The organism is Rhizobium sp. SG741 (assembly GCF_012275435.1).
Lineage (GTDB): Bacteria > Pseudomonadota > Alphaproteobacteria > Rhizobiales > Rhizobiaceae > Rhizobium > Rhizobium lusitanum.
Genome location: NZ_JAAZQP010000023.1, coordinates 1 through 15,289 on the forward strand (window position 1 = coordinate 1; position 15,289 = coordinate 15,289).

A 15,289-nucleotide genomic window follows, 5' to 3' on the forward strand; every position below is an offset into this window, starting at 1 on the left:
GTCACCGCCTACAAGCCTGGTGACACGGTATCGCTGGCTTTGCGCCCGGAGGCAGGCTCACTGGCCGAATCGGCCAAGGGCGACACGGCCCTGACGGGCGAGGTCATATCAGTGCATTTTCTTGGCTCAGTTGTTCGCACCCGCATGAACGTCGCCGGCAACACGATTTCTTTCGACATGTTCAACAACCCACGGCGCACATCGCCCACCGTGGGTGAGCGGGTGACTATCAGCTTCAAAGCGTCCGATTTATTGGTCTTGCCGTGACTGATGGCCGCGAACTCAGTGCCTTTCAGTATCCCCACCGGACGGCTGAGATCGGACCTTTTAGTCATGCGCGGTCAATGCCGCCTGGGGGATCGGGCTCGGCGTCCGCTCTGCAAGTGTTCGCCGCACTCTTCCAGGATGGGATGAGCAGCAGCTGCGACCAGGTGGGAATTGATCCGCTTGAGATCACGCAATAAGTCGAGGTTGTGAAAAAGCATCCAAGGATGACCCTGCTGGTATGAGGCTTAAGTCATTGAAATATATTCCATGCTGTGGAGAAAGTGGCGACCACACCGGCGTTGCGTATGAACCGTTGGTGGTCCGATGTTCCTATCAATTTCAAACCGTTACAGGGGATCTCAACGGGGTCATTGTTCAGAGCCGGTTTACAAACATGACATCGCATCCCTCAATCAATCGTTCCGATTGAGAGAAGCACAAATCAAAACATCGGTCTAACCATACCCAAATAGGTCTCCTAACTTGCGCTAGAGGCCGAGCGAGTGATCTCGTCCCTTCGGCGGACACAACAAACTACTGGGTGGTTGAGCGCAGCAGCGGCGCGCTTCGCTGATCGTGCTCGATCATCGATTTGATCAGCGGGATGCTGAAGATGGTGGCAAGCATCAGAATAACAACGATCAACAAAAGATGATCGATGAGAAACCAGCGTACCCATCGTCCCGCGGAAAAATGAATCATGTCATTGCTCCGATCATGGGTCATGAGCCAATGGCAACCTTTGTTCTACGGCACTTTCCCAATCTTCCACAAAGCCACAGTGTATACCGCGTCAACGAAGCGGCTTTGCGAAGGATCAATTTTCTGCTCACCCGATATCTCGGCGGCTTCGAAGGCGTTATTGCTGCCGAGGAATCCAAGACGATGAAAACCCGCCTCGACATCATGGAGAGCACGCAATTCGAGCGCGGCTATGTTTTCGCTTTATTTCGCAACGGTCGCGAAGAAGATGGGCGCATTTTCGAGGGTGCCCGGATCCCGATTTTCGAGTGGAAAAAGCTTCCACACTCGGCGAGCTGACTGGTCTGATCGAGGAAAATAGCCGAACCCGGCAGACCGCTACTCGTCATCGCCGAAGATGCGCAAAACGAGACACTGTAACCTTGATCGTCAATCAGGTCCGAGGCACCTTTCGCAAATGCGCGATCGGGGTCCACGGCTTCGGCGATCGCCGCAAGGCGATGCCGCGGGATCTGGCAATCCTGACGCGAGCTCAATCTGGCGAGATCGCAGCGTCAGGCTTAACACGGCAACGCTCGGGGACCTCGCGGCAAGGCACGTCCGTCTTTTAGGCGAGCGCGAGGACCACTTTAGGCGGCGGCTTACAGAAATCTCCGGTGAGGTATGCGATGGGCGCAATGTAGGAAGCAACCGTCATCGCTGAACGGCGGCTGCGAGCAATCTGGAGAAGCAAACGCCAGAAATATCGCCGGAATTAGCTCCGTGCTTCCGTATGGGGCGCGCCGATGACCATTCTCGCTTCGGAAGCAGCCTCCACGAAAGCCTCCCGCGCCGTTTCGGGAGAAACCTGCCCGAGTGCCGCAGCAGCACAGATCTCTCTTGCAAAGCTGTGCTTCTTCCGCGAGCCTTTCCACGCGTTGGCGAGGAAATTGAGTGCCTCGGTTGGGTTGTGTATGGTGTCAGGCGCCCGCCTTGACACCTGAACATAGACGGGCTCATTCCAGTCCGATCTTGTCTTTTCCTCTAAAACCATCGTTTCTCTCCATGAATGGGGGTGAACAATTCTCCAGAATAGTCCGTCCCGTGGAAGTGGTCGCGAAATCCTCTGCGTTCGCCGGCGCCGCCGACACCAGCAAGTTCAGATGCCGTTCCGCTTCGTTGAAGCGATAAATCGGTCCAGGTAACCTATTTTAGCAATCGCCTTCTCCTGCGAGGAGGAGTGACCTGAATGGCGCCAACGTTACGGATGCTACAAACGTCTTCAGTATGACCCATTCCCTCCTGTTCGATGATGGCACCATTTTCGCGCTGGCCCGATTTCCGCGCATTGAGCTTGATCAATTAGTCCGTCGAACCGAAGTTACTGCGTTGATGTACAAGAGAGCGGGCTCCGTCTTGGAAGGACATCACATCGTTCGCAACTGGTGGCGGAACAGGTAGTCCGGAGCTCCTTGATGCAGACCGCTCTACAAGTTCGACTTTCTCGGCTACACTTCCCGCCCGAGATGGTGAGCAAGAGGGTCCGGGACATTCCAGTCCCGCTGCCAAACCGACGATGACTAAGGCGTTTCGGGGCACCATCCATAATTGGTCCCCGCACCTTCGCGGTGACAAGGCTCATCGATGATCTGGAGCGGATGTTCAACTCGCACCTCCGCTTATGGTTGGGTCTGTCCTTCAGTTCTCCAACCCCCGGCAACATCGTGCCGCTGATACTGTAAACCTGGCGCAAAATCGCTGTGTCGATCACTCGGTGATCATTCCCTGTCTTCGACCTCTATCGATCCGGGTCGAATTAAGACGGCGTGTCATGTCGCGTTGGCGAGCCGAGTCACTCGAAGCGCTCGCTGATGCTGCTGTCTGCGGGCACAAGTATCAGGAGCGCAACGATGCCGACCACTGCGAAAACTGCTCCATAGATGAACACGGCCTGATGGCCTAGGTGATCCAAAAGCACCAGCCGATGCCGCCGGCGCGCAGTTCCTGGGGCACGAAGTCAGAAGCGAGCGCCTTTCCAGCGGTACGGAAGGTACCCCAATAGGCGCCATAGCAGACGAACACTACGGCCACGATTGGGAATGCTGCAAGGCGCCTCCTGGCTGGGATTGACCAGGGTCAATGCGGCCTCACGGGATGGGGGAATATCTTCGTAGCGATCTAACGAAAGAGGACAATGTCATGAACGATGCTATCATTCCTTATAATGCTTGGATTCTCGTTTCAGATGCCAGCAAGGCACTTTTGCTCCGCAATGTCGGGAACGCGTTCAATCTGATGCTTGAAGTCCAGCAAGTCATCGAGAGCCCGCATAACGCCCCGGCCCGCGAGCAAGGAACGGACAAGCCGGGCCGTGTTGCGATGGGCAGCCATCGCAGTAGCGTCGGGCAGACGAATTTTCATGAGCAGCAAGAAGAGCGATTCTTGTCGATGGTTGCCGAAAAGCTGGAGGCAATTTGCGAGCAAAACGATGTTCACAAGCTTTTCGTGGTTGCTCCCCCGAAGGCGCTTGCTGACCTGCGGCGTGCCATGCCGGAGACGACCAGGAGACGGATCGCAGCGGAATATGATAAGGACCTTGTTAATCTTCCGCTGAACGAGATCGAGAGGCATTTAGCTGCGTGATGCGGCAATCGAGAACCGCTGCTTGGGGGTGGGCAGGCATTCCGGAAAGCCGGAATTTATCGCGCGAGGTGTCCAAGACGGCCCAGCGTGGTCAGATCGAACTTTTGAAGTTCTATAGGCGCCCGCTTCAGTTGTGCGAGGCCTTTTTTGACGACCTTGTGGAGGCATTTGCCGCCTGGACCTGCGCTTGAGAATGACCTGCAATGCATAGGTCGCCCCAATGTGGGGTGTCCATCGGTGAGCGTGCGATTGGAATGCCGATATATCGGCCGAGGGTGCACAATCGTCCGAGGAGACCGAGGTGCGCCGCATGCGAGCTGCTGCAGCCCGGACACCGTGGCGAGTGCATTTTAACGCCGGTGGATGGCCGCCAGCACGGCAGGAACTCGGACAAGGCGGGGAGTGGCTTTTCGCCTAGTTTAGCAAAGCGCGTCTTCGAGCCGCGGCGGAGAGGAAATGAACATCGTACCAGTCATCATCTCGGCAGGCATGATTTTGTTGGTTGCAACGCAATTCGTAAGCGTAGCGCTAGCGGTTTTGCGGAAGTTGCTCTGGAGAAGGTCGGCAAAATGCGGCCCTGACGGAGTTACGATCATAAAGCCGGTCTGCGGATTGGAAAACAACCTGCGCCGCACATTACGAAGCAGTTTTGCCATCGACTATCCTCAGTACGAGTTGATTTTTTGCGTAGCCTCACCCGATGACCCGGCTATACCGCTTGTTCGTGAGCTCATAGCCTCCCACCCTGCCGCGGATGCGCATCTGCTCATTGGCGACGATAAAATATCACAAAATCCGAAGCTGAATAACATTTGGAAAGGCTGGCGCGCCGCGAAATATGATTGGGTTGTCATCTCCGACAGCAATGTTTTGGTCCCTCCCGCTTATATTGATGATCTTCGCGAGCGCTGGTCCTCCGCGACCTCTGTCATTTGCTCGCCACCCGTCGGCAGCGATGCAGAAGGGCTGGCGGCGGCCTTGGAAGCGGCGTTCCTCAACACATATCAAGCGCGTTGGCAGCTGGTGGCCGACTTGCTGAGGTACGGTTATGTGCAAGGCAAGACGATGATGCTCTCTCGGCGGGAGTTGGAGCATTCGGGCGGATTGTCAATACTAGCAAGCGAGGTCGCCGAGGATGCGGCTGCGACCAAGATCGCTCGCCGGACGGGCAAAAAAGTTGCCGTCGTCCGTGAGCCTTTTCAGCAACCACTGGGTCGCAGGACGTGGTCTCAAGTCTGGAGCAGACAATTGCGTTGGGCACAATTGCGGCGCTCCTCTTTTCCGTTGGCTTATTCGGCGGAAATTTTGACAGGCATACTGCCGGTGGCGATTCTGTACTGCATCCTGGCAACGATGGATGTGCTGGCGTGGATTGGACTTCCTCTGCTCATCGTCTGCTGGTATTCGGCGGAAGTCGCCCTCGCGGTTGTCTATCGATGGCCGCTCGGATTAACATTGATACTTGCCTGGATCTGGCGCGATATCTTATCGCCCCTGCTATGGTTACAGGGTTGGCTCCAGCGCGGCTTCACCTGGCACGGCAATAACATGACGTCGCTTAAGCGCTCGAAGCTGAAACGAGGGGTGGTAGGGTCCCAAATGTGATAACCAAACACGATCGACTGTCTCAGAAGCTTCTGCCGATGGCAGCTTCGATAGCCCTGTTGACTTCGGGCGCATCGAGCCGGGGGATGAGGGCTGGAGCGGTTAACTAGGCGCCGAGCTCCCTGAAAGCTCTGTCACCTTGGACCGTCAGGAGGCGCCAAGACATCGTTCGGCATCAATCTATTGACGAAAACAGCCGGGAGCGAACGCGCGTTGCATTCGGGCGTCTCAGATGACGGCTCCAACAAGATGGCCTATGCCTGCCGTCAGCGCCATCGCGAACGCACCCCAAAATGTAACACGCAGCGTTGGCCTCACGACACCAGCCCCGCCAGCCCTCGCCCCAATGGCGCCAAGCAGCGCCAGGAAGGCGAGCGATGCCACAGAGACGGTTATGACAAGCATGGATGCGGGCGATACGATCACCATGAGCAGCGGCATTGCGGCTCCAACCGCGAAGGTTGCGGCAGAGGTCAAGGCAGCCTGGATCGGTCGCGCAGTCATCATTTCGGAAATCCCGAGTTCGTCGCGTGCATGGGCTGAAAGTGCATCTTTCGCCATCAGCTGATCAGCAACCTGCCGAGCAAGAACGGGCTCAACCCCACGATCGACATAGATTTGCGCCAGCTCTTCCCTTTCGAAATCCGGTTGTTTTATAAGCTCCTGCCGTTCGCGGCTGAGGTCTGCCTTCTCCGTGTCGGACTGCGAGCTGACCGAGACGTATTCGCCCGCCGCCATAGACATGGAGCCGGCGACAAGCCCCGCAATACCCGCTACCAGAACTTCCGAGCTTGCCGTTGAGGCCGAGGCGACCCCTACGATAAGGCTTGCCGTCGAGACGATGCCATCATTTGCGCCGAGCACGGCGGCCCGCAGCCAGCCTATTCGGTTTACGAGATGCAATTCTCCGTGGCTTCTCATCGGGACTTCTCCGGTTTCGTCGTGCTTAGCGCGGATGTTCGGAGGATACTACTTCGCCGGCAGCAGCATGCGCTTCAACGTTCCATCTTTGAGAACGAACTGATGAAACAGCGCGGCTACGGCATGAAGTGCAATTAGAGCGATAAAGGCGGGCTTGGCGAGCTTATGAAGATCGCCGAACTCATCTGAGACATAAATTGCCAGCAGACCCGTGGCCGGGACTGCGACAAGGAGGATGTAAAAAAGCCAATGTGACGCCTTTGCAGCGTACGTCATCCACGTTGTATCGCTGGCGGACTCTGGCGCGCCCTGGACGATACGCAGGATGAGCCTAATGGCCACAAGACAGAGGATTGCTATGCCGACCCAATAATGGGCGACACTGAGCGTGAGATCGCTCGGCGAGGCAGTGGTTCCTTCTTCGCCTGCGTCGACGATCGTCGTCATACTCTCTCCAAACAGGAGCTGGAAGAAAATCAGTGCCGCGACTGTCCAGTGCAATGCGATCTGAAGGCTGGAATATCCATTGGTTTTCTGTTCACTCATGGTCGACTCCTCAAAAAAAGGGCGAGATACCCAGTTTGTTAAGCTTTATGCCCTTTCGGCCCACTTATGTGCTCGCAGGGAACCACGGCCATACGGATAGGCAAAGCGCCGCAAGGGCTCTCCACGATTTCGATGAATTACCGTGAAATGAAAATCGGATACGCCGCCAAGTCCGAACTGGCCGTCAAACAAGGGCAGGTCGATCGATAGACCAATCGGGGCGAGGCGAGCAGGATGTCGGGCTCCAACGCATGGAAATTGCTGATCCATAGGATATCACCGATGTCAGATACTCGCTATAACTTGCTCAAGCTTCGCCCGAACATTCCCTGCCACCTGCTTTAGTGCGGCGTTTTCGATTGCTCGCATGGAGGCAACCGGATCGATTGCGCTGATCATTATATCGCCGCCGCCAAGGGATCTGACGATTACATTGCAGGGAAGCATTGCGCCGACTTTTGGCTCCATATTTATCGCTTCGAAGGCCATGCTCGGATTGCAGGCGCCCAGAATGAGGTAGTTGTCAATGTCAGCATTAAGCTTCTTCTTCATCGTCGCCTTGACGTCAATCTCCGTCAGGATGCCGAAGTCTTTGCGCGCAAGTGCTGCTTTCGTCCTTTCGACTGCGGCATCAAACGAGCTCCCGGATAGGGTCTTGTCTAGAGTATAAGTCATGGCTTTGGCTCCGATATAGGTTCTTGGCGCTGACTTCCGAGAGAAGTCGGATGGGACCTCGTTGGCAAATCACTGTCGCCGACCTGGTCAACACTACCTAGCGACGAGTGGCGTGAAGAAAAATGGATGCACGCCTTGATCAAGGGGCCGCGACGAGTTGACCTTGGTCAGCAGTTTTTCCTACCGCGCAATCAAAGACAGAAATTCCCGCAAAAGGATTTGACCTACATCAAGGCGGATACTCGCAGGCAGGCCATTATTCGGGTCTAAACAACAGGAGGCATCCGATGTCACAGCCCAAACTGCCCACCATAGTCGCGCTGGCCGCCTTCCTAACTGTTGGGGGCATTGGCGTCGCTACAGCACAGTCCAGAGCTCCAGATCAGGACCGATGGGGAAGATCGGCGATAATGCCCGATGAAATGGAGCACGCAGATATGATGGATCGAAGTGCTGCGCCCTGCGGCATGGCTGAGGGAATGCCCATGGGGAAAATGCGCGGACATATGATGAGGATCATGTTCGCCATCGCGGATACCAACGGTGACGGCGCACTTTCATTTGATGAAGTAACGGCAATCCATAAGCGGATTTTCGACCTGATTGATGCCAACAAGGATGGCAAAGTGACGCCCGAGGAAATCCAGTCCTTCATGCAGGGTCAATAGTCTCCAGGCTCTACGTCATCAGCTATCAGTAGAGATCTCAGCGGCGCGATCCCAGACGGCCTGGGTAGGGACGATATCTAGAACCGCAAGCTTTGTAATTGTAGCAGGATAATCGAGCGCCATCCGGTGAGCGACACGACCGCCGCGATCATGACCGGCGATCATGAACTCGCAAAAGCCGAGCTTTGCCATAACCTCGACCATCTCGGCGGCCATCGCTCGTTTTGAATAGGGCAGGTGATCTGGAGTCGACGAGGGACAAGCGCTGGCACCGTATCCACGTAGGTCGGCACAGATGACAGTGAACTCGGAGGCAAGCAGAGGAGCGACGCCGCGCCACATAAGATTGGTCTCTGGGAATCCATGCAGCAATCGAACCGGCGGGCCGCTCCCGGCAATGGTGGTGTATATCGACCCACCCGATACGGAGATTGTCTGTGTGCGGCTGAGGTTTGGCACGTTGTTCCCCTGCAAGGCGATCAGACTCACTCTCAATAGAGCGGAGGCGTCGCACCACAGTCGATCGAACGTGATCCAGTGAACTGGCGGATTTGGTTTTCGTCCCGATATTGTTCACCAACGCGGAGCTCCGCAATGTGAGCGTTCAATTGAACGGCCAGCCGGCTCCGGCAACGTTCACTTCGACGGAAACGATTTGACCTGTGCCGGCCATTTGACTCATCTTGTCCATGCCGAACCATTGTGCGGTGGTGACGAAGAGGGTGGATCGATCCTCGCCGCCGAGCATGCAGGCGAATGCGCCGCGATCTACCTTGACCTCGTCAAGCATTTCGCCGCCTTCTCGTACCCGGCGGCAATAGGCATTGGGGACATCGGCATACCAGATGGCTCCCTGACGGTCGAAACATATTCCGTCTGGCGGGCCGGGAAGCTCTGACCAGATCCTCCGGTTGGAAAGGCGGCCGTCAGCGGCCACATCGAAAGCAGTCAGGTGCTTGGCCCAGCTTTCCGCGCAGACCAGAGTGCGGCCATCAGCAGATAATGCCATGCCATTCGGGAACTGAAAGCCCTCGGCCTGCTTTTCAACGCTGCCATCAGGGAGGACCAGCGTAATCGCTGGCCCATTGACATAGATCCTGCCTGCAGCGTCGGCGAGGATTTCGTTCCACGCGCCCGACCCCAGTGCGGCGAATTCCTTCAAGCCCATGCCATCATAACGCATGAGTGATGAAGAACCGGACTGGATCACGAAAAGGTCGTTCTCTGGGCCAAAATCGAATGACAATGGTGGAGCTTTCGCCGGAATCACGAGCCGCGATTGGTTCCCGTCTTCAAGGACCCGTATCTCGCCACTGGTCCAATCGGCAAACCAGAGCTCGCCTCGATGCCAACGGGGACATTCGACAAGTCCTCTTCCCTTCAACAATACATCTGCGCGCACGTTCGTCTCCTTGGTCCTCTGCACCTGCGAAGGACGTGCGACGCCCAATCGCCCCGACAGGTTGAAAGCAGATTTTGGCGTTTCGCTAATTTTTTACTAGCCGCGCCGTGACCCTGGACGGCGAATTTCCCATTTCGGATGCTGTGCTGGGGCAGGAAGACGAGTCGCCCTGCCGGCTGCGGAGGAGTTCGACCTGCAGCATTCTTTCCGGAGCGACGTTGACATTGGCAGAGATGCTCTGGGCCATCCTAACGTCGATGATCGCGGTTGGCGTATGGCGCGGCGATCAGGGTGAGACGCTAGCAACAATCTAGATGAGACTCTTAAAGTCGCGTTCGGATGTTGATTGTCGCTGGCAAGCGTCTCATCGGTTTCTGATTGCCGCTCCGCGACAAACGGGACGGAGCTTTTGATTGTCGCGAACGAGGCGGGCCTTCCACGCTGGCGTTTGGCTTCCATGGCTGATCTGCGCCGCCCGATCCGCAGCCAGGAGCCGGGGAGGTCCGGGTGAGGGTCGTCGCCTCCGGCATCAATCCTTCTGACATCGAGACCAGAAGAGGTTTCGGCGCCAAGGCAATGCCGTTCTCGTGGATTATACCGCATCAGGACGGGGAGGGCGTTCGGTACCGCGGCGGAATTCGTCGTCTTGCCCTCCGTGCAGTCCGTCAGGCTGGCCGACAACGTGTCCTTCGAGGTCGGGGCGTCCCTCAGAGTTCCGGCGATGACCGCGCACCGATGCCTGTTCGCCGACGGCGGCGTTCGCGGCAAGCGAATCCTCGTCCAGGGTGGAAGGGGCGTCGCGGGCAATGCGGCGATCCTTCCTGCGAAGCGGGCGGGGGCGTGGGTGGCGGCGACGGTGAGCCGCGACGAGCAGGCGGACGTCGCGCGAGTGGCCGGGGCCGATCTGGTCATCAACAGGCACGAGGAGGATGTCTCCTGAACGGTGAGATCGGCGGCGGCTGGCCACGGAGTAGATCGCATCGTGGACGTTGACATCTCCGCGAACATCGACGTGGCGATGGCCTGTCTCGCCCGCGACGGATTCGTCTCGGCCTACTCGACGGAGTCGCCGCAGGCCTCTCACGATCCCGTTCTTCCCGGCGCTGCTGGGAGGCTTCTCGTCCCGTTTCGTCTACGTCTACACTATGCCGGAGGCAGCGATGCGGCAGGCGGCCGTGGAGGTCTCGGCCTGCGCCGCCTCCGGGGCACATGCCCCAAAGATCTCGAAGACATTTGCCCTCGATGCAGTGGCCGAAGCACACGAGTTCCAGGAGAGCGGCAAGGCTGTTGGAAAAGTCCTCGTTCGATTGCAGAACCCGTAAGCCGCACACTTCAGACGCTGCCTCACGTATCGGTCGTCACAAGATGACGGCTTTCGGTTCCAGGAACGCCTCCAGTCCGAACACGCCATACTCGCGACCGATCCCCGACTGTTTGAACCCGCCAAATGGAGCGAGCGGCTCATGGGGCGCCCCGTTAACGACCACGCGGCCGCAATCCAGTCGATCCGCAAGCGCCTGCATGCGTGTGACGTCGGTGCCATGAAGATAGGCCTGAAGCCCGTACGGGGTGTCGTTTGCGATGGAGACGGCCTCGTCCTCGTCGCGGTAGGCGATGACCGACAGGACCGGACCAAATATCTCTTCTCGCGCGATACGCATCTGGTTGTCGACGTTGGTGAATATGGTCGGCTTCGTGAACCAGCCGCGATCCAGTCCGGCCGGACGTCCGAGACCGCCCGTCAGGAGACTGGCACCCTCCTGCATCCCTAGTTCGATGTAGGACTGGACGCGATCGTACTGTTTCCGGCTGACCATCGGACCGATCATTGCGTCCGGATCATCGGGGGCGCCGACCTTGAACGTCTCGACCTCCTGCCGCAACCTGGCCAGAATCTCGTCGAGCCGATGGTTCGGTACCAGAATGCGGGTGCCAGCAATGCAAGCCTGGCCGCTGTTGATGAAGCCCATCCTCAAGACGGCGGGGATGGCCACCTCCAGATCGGCGTCGTCGAGAATGATGTTCGGACCCTTGCCGCCAAGCTCCAGCGTGACGCGCTTGAAGGTGTCGGCCGCGCCGCGCAGGATTTCCCTGCCGACTGCGGTTGAACCCGTGAAGGTCACCTTCGCGATGTCCGGATGCCCGCAGAGTTCCGCGCCGACGACATTGCCGAGCCCGTTGACAATGTTGAACACGCCCTTGGGCAAGCCCGCTTCATGCAGGCACTCTGTCAGGGCCTGCGTCTGTACTGCGCTCATCTCGCTCGGTTTGATGACAATGGTCGAGCCGGCAGCGATGGCCGTCGTGAGCTTCGAGGTGATGAAGCCGATGTTGCTATTCCACGGGGTGATGGCTGCGGCTACGCCGATCGGCTGCATGACCACCCGCGCTCGACCCATCCTGCGCTCGAATTCGTATTCCTCCAGAACGCTCGCCATGGTGAGAAAGCTCGAAGCAGCATGGGAAATAGCGAAACGCGTAAAGGTCTGCGGAGCGCCGTATTCGAGCGACATCGCTTCGGTGAGGTCAGAGACGCGCGCAGCGACGGCGGCGTTCAACCGTTTCAGCATGTCGATGCGCTCGCCTTTCGTCGTTCGCGAGAACGCAGGGAAGGCCCGTTTCGCCGCAGCGACGGCGTCGCGCGCGTCCTCGACGCCGCCTAGCCGCACCGTTCCAATTCGTTCTTCCGTGGAAGGATTGTAGAGATCGGCCGTCTCGGTGCCCTTCGGGGTGACGAACTGGCCGTCGATGTAGATTGTGTCGATGTCGCGCATGTCGAACTCCTTTGGATTGCTACGGCATATCTGGCATTTCGGGATTGTCCTGATAAGTTGGTCATATATGCTCAGCCTGATAGGGAATTGCGGACAATGATGCGTGGCTCTCTTGCCGAACTAGAGGCGGTTCTCGCCGTCTCCTCCCACGGTGGGTTTCGAGCTGCGGCTCGCGAGCTAGGAATCTCGTCGTCGTCGCTTAGCCAGCAGATCGCCGCTCTGGAGACCCGCATGGGGGTCAGACTGTTCAATCGCTCCACACGCAGCGTCGTCCTTTCAGCAGCAGGCGAACAGTTTGTGGCAAGTGTCGGTCCGGCGCTGGAGGCGATCCGTAGCGCTGTCGAGCATGTCGACGAGCACCGCGCAGAAGCGACGGGCACCCTGCGCATCAACACATCAGTGGGTGCGACCCGGATGATCCTGACGCCGCTAATCCTGGAATACATGCGCCGGAACCCGCAAATGTCGGTAGAAATCGTCACCGAGGGCGCGCTGGTCGACGTCAACGCCAAGGGCTTCGACGCCGGGATCAGGATTCGGGAAGCCGTTCCCCCTGATATGGTCGTCGTCCCGATCGGCGACACCGTCCGCCCAGCCATCGTCGGTTCGGTCGAATATCTTCAGCGTCATGGGAGGCCGCAGGTCCCGGCAGATCTCCAGAACCACATGTGCATCCGCGCCCGAATGGCAAGCGGCGCGATCTACCGCTGGGAGTTCGAGCGTCGGGGAGAGAGCTTCGCGCTCGACGTTCCGGGCAGGCTCACGCTCGATGACAGCGACCTGATGCTCCGGGCGGTCCGCGACGGAGCCGGGCTCGCCTATCTGAACGAATGGCAGGTCGCAGACGACTTCGCTGCCGGAAGGCTGGAGCAGGTCCTCTTCGATTGGACCCCGCCGTATCCGGGGCTATGTCTCTACTATCCTGGTAGGCGCAATATCCCGGCGAAGCTGCGCCGCTTCGTGGACTTGATCAAGGAACTGCGGCAAAGCAGCGACGTTGAAAGGCAGTCTTCGATTTAAAGGATTCTTCGACGAGCTTGGTACTAAGTTCGAGCCAGGGTCTTGGTGAGGGTTGTCTGCGGGGCATGGTCGCACGCCGGGACCCTGTCCTCTGGATGCACCAACTAGCTTTGGATGAATGCCTGCATATCCGCGTTCAGTGTATCGGGATTGGTGGCGAGCATGCCGTGCAGACAGTCTGCGTCCATTGCCGTGGCAGGTCTCGATGCTCACAAGCATAGACGGCAGCGCAAGCCGCCGTCTTTAGCCAAGGAATAGGGGCCGGGGCCGTGCGACCATCAAGCGACGGACCGTTCCGGGTCGAGCAGATCGCGCTGCTTGTGGCTCAGATAAGACTTCAGGTCCTCGATCGTGACCACAAGCAGACCATGGCGCTCTCCAAAGCGTTCAAGGTCCGGCAGGCGGGCCATCGTCCCGTCGTCGTTTGCCACTTCGCAGATGACGCCCGACGGCGCCCGCCCGGCGAGTCTTGCCAGATCGACCGCGGCCTCTGTGTGTCCGGGACGTCCGAGCACGCCAAGAGGATGGGCGCGCAGAGGGAAGATGTGCCCCGGCCGGGCAAAATCGTCAGGTTGAGTTCCTGGCGTGATAAGAGCGCGAACGGTCGCAGCCCGGTCTGCCGCCGAGATCCCCGTCGTTGTTTCGGGGATATAGTCCACGGACACCGTGAAAGCGGTTTTGAGAATTTCCGTGTTGCGCGGAACCATCAGCGGGATGTCGAGCTCGTCGAGCCTCTCGCCCTGCATGGGAACGCAGATCAGCCCACGGGCATGGTTCATCATGAACGTGATCGCTGCGGGTGTGACTGCGTCCGAAGCAATCACGAGATCGCCTTCGTTTTCTCGGTCCCGATCATCAACGACGATCACGATCTCGCCGCGCGAAATGGCTGCGACTGCATCTTCGATTTTGGCTATTGCCATGTGTCTTGCCTTTCAAGGGTTAGCTGCCGTGGCAGCATCATGACCTCTTTCGAAGCCACCGTTTCCCTTGGGCGAACAAGCATGCGACCCGCCACGGACAGGTGGCGTTTGCAGCATTGCCCTCTTCCATCCGGACTATACCGTCGGCTCCGGCATCTCACCGGATCTGCTGACCCTTCCGTCTTGCGGCGAAAGGCGCTCGCGGGCTCCGGGCTTTCGCCCAATACCGCCGGTGGGGAATTTCACCCCGCCCTGAGAACGTTACCAACATAGGCGATGGGGACCCCGCCCGGCAAGGGGTGCTTTGACGCCGGAGCCATTTGGGGCACTTCTCCTATTGAACAGACTGTTTCCAATTCGTCAGGACATGATCAATCCGCCGTCGACGTTGATCGTCTGACCGGTAATATAGGCCGCGTCGTCGCTCGCAAGGAAGGTGACAAGCCCGGCTACATCTTCGCCAGATCCGGCGCGTTTCATCGGAATTCCGTTCACCCATTCCTTCATGAGTTCGCCGGGCGCGTAATTTCCGAGCAGCTTTCCCCAAGCTTGGTCGTTGTAGGCCCACATGTCGGTTTCGATGATGCCCGGGCAGAATGCATTGACGGTGATCTTTTCGGCCGCAACTTCCTTTGCCAGGCTTTGCGTAATCCCGACAACGCCCATCTTCGACGCCGCATAGTGGGGCGTAAAAATGAACCCGTCGCGCGCCTGACCGGACGCCGTGTTGATGATACGTCCGCCCCGAGCATGCTTGCGCATTCGTGAAATTGCCTCCTGCGCGCACAAGAACACGCCCTTGGTGTTGACGGCCATGACCTTGTCCCATTCGTCCTCGGTCATATCCTCGATCCTGGCAATGGTAATGACGCCGGCGTTCTGGATGGAGACATCGATGCCACCAAACGCCGCCTCGGCCGCGTCGTAGAGTGCCTTGACGCTTGTCTTGTCTGTCACGTCGCCGACGAAGGAAATCGCCTTGCCGCCGTCTTGCTGGATCTGTTCGGCGACAGAGTGCACCAGGTCTTCATTAGCCGAGACGACGAGATTTGCACCCTCCTTGGCGAAACGTTTGGCGATCGCAGCACCTATACCGCGGCTGGCTCCGGTGATGACGACCGTCTTGTTTTGAAAGCGTTGCATTTTCTCTTCCTTTCGCGGCAT

General features: G+C 58.1%; 17 protein-coding genes, 1 pseudogene and 1 riboswitch. Of the genes and pseudogenes, 8 read left to right on the top strand and 10 right to left on the bottom strand.

What is annotated here, in order from left to right; genetic code table 11:
* Both FHT29_RS32780 and FHT29_RS32785 read left to right on the top strand, forming a co-directional pair.
* The coding region (locus tag FHT29_RS32780) for a TOBE domain-containing protein (RefSeq protein WP_168601075.1) at positions 1–267 on the top strand (267 nt) is incomplete at its 5' end.
* 576 nt (positions 268–843) lie between these two features.
* Positions 844–1,308 (top strand): hypothetical protein, encoded by a 465-nt coding sequence (locus FHT29_RS32785; RefSeq protein WP_168601076.1) that lies wholly within the window; start codon positions 844–846, stop codon positions 1,306–1,308.
* Positions 1,309–1,723: 415 nt separating this feature from the next.
* Here FHT29_RS32785 and FHT29_RS32790 read toward each other — a convergent pair whose 3' ends face one another.
* Positions 1,724–2,002 carry a DUF982 domain-containing protein gene (locus FHT29_RS32790; RefSeq protein WP_047560310.1) on the bottom strand — a complete coding sequence of 93 codons (279 nt, stop codon included), beginning with the start codon at positions 2,000–2,002 and terminating at the stop codon, positions 1,724–1,726.
* A gap of 905 nt (positions 2,003–2,907) precedes the next feature.
* Positions 2,908–3,039, bottom strand: coding sequence for an MFS transporter (locus FHT29_RS35015; protein ID WP_136360508.1), 132 nt, complete (start codon positions 3,037–3,039; stop codon positions 2,908–2,910).
* A 108-nt stretch (positions 3,040–3,147) separates the two neighbouring features.
* Between FHT29_RS35015 and FHT29_RS32800 the strand changes: the two genes are divergently transcribed.
* Both FHT29_RS32800 and FHT29_RS32805 read left to right on the top strand, forming a co-directional pair.
* On the top strand, positions 3,148–3,591 hold the full coding sequence (locus FHT29_RS32800; protein ID WP_047560313.1) for a host attachment family protein: 444 nt from the start codon (positions 3,148–3,150) through the stop codon (positions 3,589–3,591).
* 456 nt (positions 3,592–4,047) lie between these two features.
* Positions 4,048–5,196, top strand: a complete 1,149-nt coding sequence (locus FHT29_RS32805) for a ceramide glucosyltransferase (protein ID WP_168601077.1) — start codon at positions 4,048–4,050, stop codon at positions 5,194–5,196.
* A 228-nt stretch (positions 5,197–5,424) separates the two neighbouring features.
* Here FHT29_RS32805 and FHT29_RS32810 read toward each other — a convergent pair whose 3' ends face one another.
* From FHT29_RS32810 to FHT29_RS32820, 3 genes are all read right to left on the bottom strand, one after another.
* A complete protein-coding gene (locus FHT29_RS32810; RefSeq protein ID WP_047640823.1) occupies positions 5,425–6,117 on the bottom strand; it encodes a VIT family protein in 693 nt (230 codons plus the stop codon).
* A 48-nt stretch (positions 6,118–6,165) separates the two neighbouring features.
* Positions 6,166–6,663 carry a cytochrome b gene (locus tag FHT29_RS32815; RefSeq protein ID WP_047560325.1) on the bottom strand — a complete coding sequence of 166 codons (498 nt, stop codon included), beginning with the start codon at positions 6,661–6,663 and terminating at the stop codon, positions 6,166–6,168.
* Positions 6,664–6,948: 285 nt separating this feature from the next.
* Entirely contained in the window at positions 6,949–7,338 is a 390-nt protein-coding gene (locus FHT29_RS32820; protein WP_047560328.1) for a DUF302 domain-containing protein, read from the bottom strand.
* A 287-nt stretch (positions 7,339–7,625) separates the two neighbouring features.
* Between FHT29_RS32820 and FHT29_RS32825 the strand changes: the two genes are divergently transcribed.
* Complete coding sequence (locus tag FHT29_RS32825; protein WP_047560330.1) at positions 7,626–8,006, top strand: EF-hand domain-containing protein; 381 nt, start codon at positions 7,626–7,628, stop codon at positions 8,004–8,006.
* A gap of 42 nt (positions 8,007–8,048) precedes the next feature.
* Here the strand turns inward: FHT29_RS32825 and FHT29_RS32830 are convergent.
* Both FHT29_RS32830 and FHT29_RS32835 read right to left on the bottom strand, forming a co-directional pair.
* Positions 8,049–8,438 (bottom strand): annotated as a pseudogene (locus FHT29_RS32830) (alpha/beta fold hydrolase); the annotation flags it as partial.
* Positions 8,439–8,610: 172 nt separating this feature from the next.
* Complete coding sequence (locus tag FHT29_RS32835; protein ID WP_047560492.1) at positions 8,611–9,408, bottom strand: SMP-30/gluconolactonase/LRE family protein; 798 nt, start codon at positions 9,406–9,408, stop codon at positions 8,611–8,613.
* A 721-nt stretch (positions 9,409–10,129) separates the two neighbouring features.
* Here FHT29_RS32835 and FHT29_RS34835 point away from each other — a divergent pair.
* Positions 10,130–10,348, top strand: coding sequence for a hypothetical protein (locus FHT29_RS34835; protein WP_234903980.1), 219 nt, complete (start codon positions 10,130–10,132; stop codon positions 10,346–10,348).
* A gap of 220 nt (positions 10,349–10,568) precedes the next feature.
* Entirely contained in the window at positions 10,569–10,730 is a 162-nt protein-coding gene (locus tag FHT29_RS34840) for a zinc-binding dehydrogenase (RefSeq protein ID WP_234903981.1), read from the top strand.
* A 36-nt stretch (positions 10,731–10,766) separates the two neighbouring features.
* On the opposite strand, the gene FHT29_RS32845 is transcribed toward FHT29_RS34840, so the two are convergent.
* Positions 10,767–12,182, bottom strand: a complete 1,416-nt coding sequence (locus tag FHT29_RS32845) for an aldehyde dehydrogenase family protein (protein ID WP_047560336.1) — start codon at positions 12,180–12,182, stop codon at positions 10,767–10,769.
* A 96-nt stretch (positions 12,183–12,278) separates the two neighbouring features.
* On the opposite strand from FHT29_RS32845, the gene FHT29_RS32850 reads away from it, so the two are divergent.
* Positions 12,279–13,202, top strand: a complete 924-nt coding sequence (locus FHT29_RS32850) for a LysR family transcriptional regulator (RefSeq protein ID WP_037199491.1) — start codon at positions 12,279–12,281, stop codon at positions 13,200–13,202.
* Between the two features lie 278 nt (positions 13,203–13,480).
* Here FHT29_RS32850 and ribB read toward each other — a convergent pair whose 3' ends face one another.
* Both ribB and FHT29_RS32860 read right to left on the bottom strand, forming a co-directional pair.
* A complete protein-coding gene (gene ribB / locus FHT29_RS32855) occupies positions 13,481–14,125 on the bottom strand; it encodes a 3,4-dihydroxy-2-butanone-4-phosphate synthase (protein ID WP_047560356.1) in 645 nt (214 codons plus the stop codon).
* 114 nt (positions 14,126–14,239) lie between these two features.
* A riboswitch (FMN riboswitch) is annotated at positions 14,240–14,389 on the bottom strand.
* Positions 14,390–14,485: 96 nt separating this feature from the next.
* On the bottom strand, positions 14,486–15,268 hold the full coding sequence (locus tag FHT29_RS32860) for a glucose 1-dehydrogenase (protein ID WP_047560495.1): 783 nt from the start codon (positions 15,266–15,268) through the stop codon (positions 14,486–14,488).
* Positions 15,269–15,289: the final 21 nt, after the last annotated feature.

Bases quoted from the DNA above. Each gene is read 5' to 3' on its own strand.
- FHT29_RS32800 (WP_047560313.1), top strand. From the start codon at position 3,148: ATGAACGATGCTATCATTCCTTATAATGCTTGGATTCTCGTTTCAGAT.
- FHT29_RS32860 (WP_047560495.1), bottom strand. From the start codon at position 15,268: ATGCAACGCTTTCAAAACAAGACGGTCGTCATCACCGGAGCCAGCCGC.
- FHT29_RS34835 (WP_234903980.1), top strand. From the start codon at position 10,130: ATGACCGCGCACCGATGCCTGTTCGCCGACGGCGGCGTTCGCGGCAAG.
- FHT29_RS32790 (WP_047560310.1), bottom strand. From the start codon at position 2,002: ATGGTTTTAGAGGAAAAGACAAGATCGGACTGGAATGAGCCCGTCTAT.
- FHT29_RS32810 (WP_047640823.1), bottom strand. From the start codon at position 6,117: ATGAGAAGCCACGGAGAATTGCATCTCGTAAACCGAATAGGCTGGCTG.
- FHT29_RS32815 (WP_047560325.1), bottom strand. From the start codon at position 6,663: ATGAGTGAACAGAAAACCAATGGATATTCCAGCCTTCAGATCGCATTG.
- ribB (WP_047560356.1), bottom strand. From the start codon at position 14,125: ATGGCAATAGCCAAAATCGAAGATGCAGTCGCAGCCATTTCGCGCGGC.
- FHT29_RS32805 (WP_168601077.1), top strand. From the start codon at position 4,048: ATGAACATCGTACCAGTCATCATCTCGGCAGGCATGATTTTGTTGGTT.
- FHT29_RS34840 (WP_234903981.1), top strand. From the start codon at position 10,569: ATGCGGCAGGCGGCCGTGGAGGTCTCGGCCTGCGCCGCCTCCGGGGCA.
- FHT29_RS32820 (WP_047560328.1), bottom strand. From the start codon at position 7,338: ATGACTTATACTCTAGACAAGACCCTATCCGGGAGCTCGTTTGATGCC.
- FHT29_RS32850 (WP_037199491.1), top strand. From the start codon at position 12,279: ATGATGCGTGGCTCTCTTGCCGAACTAGAGGCGGTTCTCGCCGTCTCC.
- FHT29_RS32845 (WP_047560336.1), bottom strand. From the start codon at position 12,182: ATGCGCGACATCGACACAATCTACATCGACGGCCAGTTCGTCACCCCG.
- FHT29_RS32825 (WP_047560330.1), top strand. From the start codon at position 7,626: ATGTCACAGCCCAAACTGCCCACCATAGTCGCGCTGGCCGCCTTCCTA.